Here is a 2,386-nt window from a genome sequence, read left to right on the forward strand (position 1 = left end):
GGCCCGTCCGGGCTCGCCGTCGTCGGCGAGACGGTCGCCGGGTCGGGGCTCGCCGGCATCGTCGCGCACGCCGAGCGCACCGCCGCCGCGCTCCTCGCGGACCCCGGTCGCCACACGCGGGAGGGCTAGCGACCGAACGGGGTCGATGGCCCCGTCCGAGGCATCCGTCGCCGTCGTCATCCGATCCGGATGACGATGTTCCCGATCGTCTCGTGTCCGAACTCGCCGAGCGCCTGCCCGGCCCTGTCGAAGGGATGCTCCCGGTAGACGATCACCTGCAGGCTGCCCGAGCCCGCCAGCTCGGCGAGGATCGCGAGCGCGTCCGCGCTCGGGTAGCCCGCGATGGGCACGGGCGTGAGGCGGTCCTGCTCAGGGAAGAGGTCGGGTGAGGGCAGCACCGGCGAGACGAGCATGCCGCCGTCCTTGACGAGGCTCGCGAATTCACCGGCGTCGCCGGCCAGGTGCACCGCGACGTCGACGCCGTCGGGAGCGAGCGCGCGCACCGCGTCGAGGTCGGCGTAGTCGACCGTGTGCGTCGCGCCGAGCTGGGCGAGCAGCTCGCGGCCGCTCGCCGTTCGTCCGGTGGCGATGATCTCCGCCCCCGCCGCGGCGGCGAGCTGCACGAAGAGCGTTCCGACGCCGCCCGTCGCCCCGACGACGAGCACGGTCTTGCCCTCCACGTCACCTGCCGAGGCGAGGATCGTGAGCGCCGTCGAGCCGGTGTGCCCGAGCGAGGCGGCCTGTGCGTCCGAGAGGTTGCCCGGTGCGACGACGAGCCCCCCGTCCGCGGCGGCGGTCGTGAACTCGGCGAACGCGCCTTCGCGTAGGAACGGCTTCGAGACGACGCCGAGCACCCGGTCGCCGACCTGCAGGCCTGTGACCCCATCGCCGACCGCGTCGACGATGCCGGCGAACTCGCGCCCGAGCACGACCGGATAGCGGTGCTCGACGTACGCCGCCATCCATCCCGCCGCGACGGCGCGGTCGAAGCCGTTGACCGACGCCGCGATCACGCGCACGCGCGCCTCTCCCGGCTCAGGCTCCGGCATGTCGACATCGGTGTGCGCGGGCTGTTCACCCTGCGCGGTGACAGCAAATGCCTTCATGGGATCCCCGGCCTTCCGCGCGTCCATCCCGCGGCGGTTCCGCGGGCCCCAGTGAGCGCCTCAGGCCATGGATATACCCGCCGCCCGTCCCGCGCAAGAGGCGTTTCACCCACGGCGCCCCCGGCTGTCGGAGTCGCAGACGGCGCCGGGATCGCCCCTCGGCCGCGGAGTGGGAGGATGGAAGCATGACGGATGCCTCGGCGACCTCCTCTCCCGAAACCCTCGGCTACACCCTGTGGGCCGTCTTCCGGCGAGACCCCGAGTGGTCGTCGACCGGGCCGGGGCTCGCCCCCGTCGGACGCCTCGCCGAAACCGTCGCGGAGATCGAGGCGACGGGCGTCACCGTCCGCGGGTTCTACGACGTCTCGGCCCTCCGCGCCGACGCCGACCTCATGGTGTGGCTCCACGGCGCGAACGGCCGCAACGCACCGCCCGAGGCACTCCAGGCCGCGCTGCGCACGCTGCGCCGCGCTGCCCCCCTGAGCTCGCTGCTGCCGGTGTGGAACGCGATGGGCGTGCACCGCGACGCCGAGTTCACCGCCAGCCACCTCCCCGCCTTCATGCGCGGCAAAGACCCCGAGTCGTGGCTCACCGTCTACCCGTTCGTGAGGTCGTACGACTGGTACATCCTCCCCGACGACGAGCGGCGCCGGATGCTCGCCGACCACGGCCGCAAGGGCTCCCAGCACCGCACGGTGCTGAGCAACACGGTCGCGTCGTTCGCCCTCGGCGACTACGAGTGGATCCTCGCGCTCGAGGCCCCCGAGCTGGTCGAGCTGGTGGACCTCATGCGCGACCTGCGTCAGACCGACGCGCGCCGCCACGTGCGCGAGGAGGTGCCCTTCTTCACCGGGCGTCGCATCGGGATCGAAGAGATCGCCGAGGTGCTGTCGTGACCACGATCCGCATCGGCACCCGCGGAAGCACGCTGGCCCTCACGCAGACCGGCATGGTCGCCGACGACCTCGCCGACGCGACCGGGGTCTCGACCGAGCTCGTGACGATCACGACCGACGGCGACCGCTCGAACGAGCCGCTCTCGCGCGCGGGCGGGACGGGCCTGTTCACCGGCGCCCTGCGCGACGCCCTGCGCGAGGGCCGCTGCGACGTGGTCGTGCACTCGCTCAAAGACCTCCCCACCGCGCCGCACGACGAGCTCGTCGTCGCCGCGATCCCCGCGCGCGAGGATCCCCGCGACGCGCTGTGCGCGCGCGACGGGCTCACCCTCGAGACGCTCCCCGCCGGGGCTCGTGTCGGCACCGGTTCGCCGCGGCGCATGG

2 protein-coding genes and 1 pseudogene are annotated in these 2,386 nt (G+C 73.3%); 2 read left to right on the plus strand and 1 reads right to left on the minus strand.

From position 1 onward, the window contains the following. Positions 1–176 precede the first annotated feature (176 nt). The gene (locus EIO58_RS16335; RefSeq protein WP_164861797.1) at positions 177–1,106 is read right to left on the minus strand and encodes an NADP-dependent oxidoreductase; all 930 of its coding nucleotides are present in this window, start codon (positions 1,104–1,106) and stop codon (positions 177–179) included. A gap of 185 nt (positions 1,107–1,291) precedes the next feature. Here EIO58_RS16335 and hemQ point away from each other — a divergent pair, with 185 nt between their 5' ends. Both hemQ and EIO58_RS16345 read left to right on the plus strand, forming a co-directional pair. Beyond that, positions 1,292–2,002 carry a hydrogen peroxide-dependent heme synthase gene (hemQ, locus tag EIO58_RS16340; RefSeq protein ID WP_127820371.1) on the plus strand — a complete coding sequence of 237 codons (711 nt, stop codon included), beginning with the start codon at positions 1,292–1,294 and terminating at the stop codon, positions 2,000–2,002. Next, a pseudogene (locus EIO58_RS16345) lies at positions 1,999–2,386 on the plus strand (hydroxymethylbilane synthase); the annotation flags it as partial. The gene hemQ and the pseudogene EIO58_RS16345, both read left to right, overlap by 4 nt.

It is taken from the genome of Microbacterium sp. CPCC 204701, assembly GCF_004010105.1.
Lineage (GTDB): Bacteria > Actinomycetota > Actinomycetes > Actinomycetales > Microbacteriaceae > Microbacterium.

Bases quoted from the DNA above. Each gene is read 5' to 3' on its own strand.
- EIO58_RS16335 (WP_164861797.1), bottom strand. From the start codon at position 1,106: ATGAAGGCATTTGCTGTCACCGCGCAGGGTGAACAGCCCGCGCACACC.
- hemQ (WP_127820371.1), top strand. From the start codon at position 1,292: ATGACGGATGCCTCGGCGACCTCCTCTCCCGAAACCCTCGGCTACACC.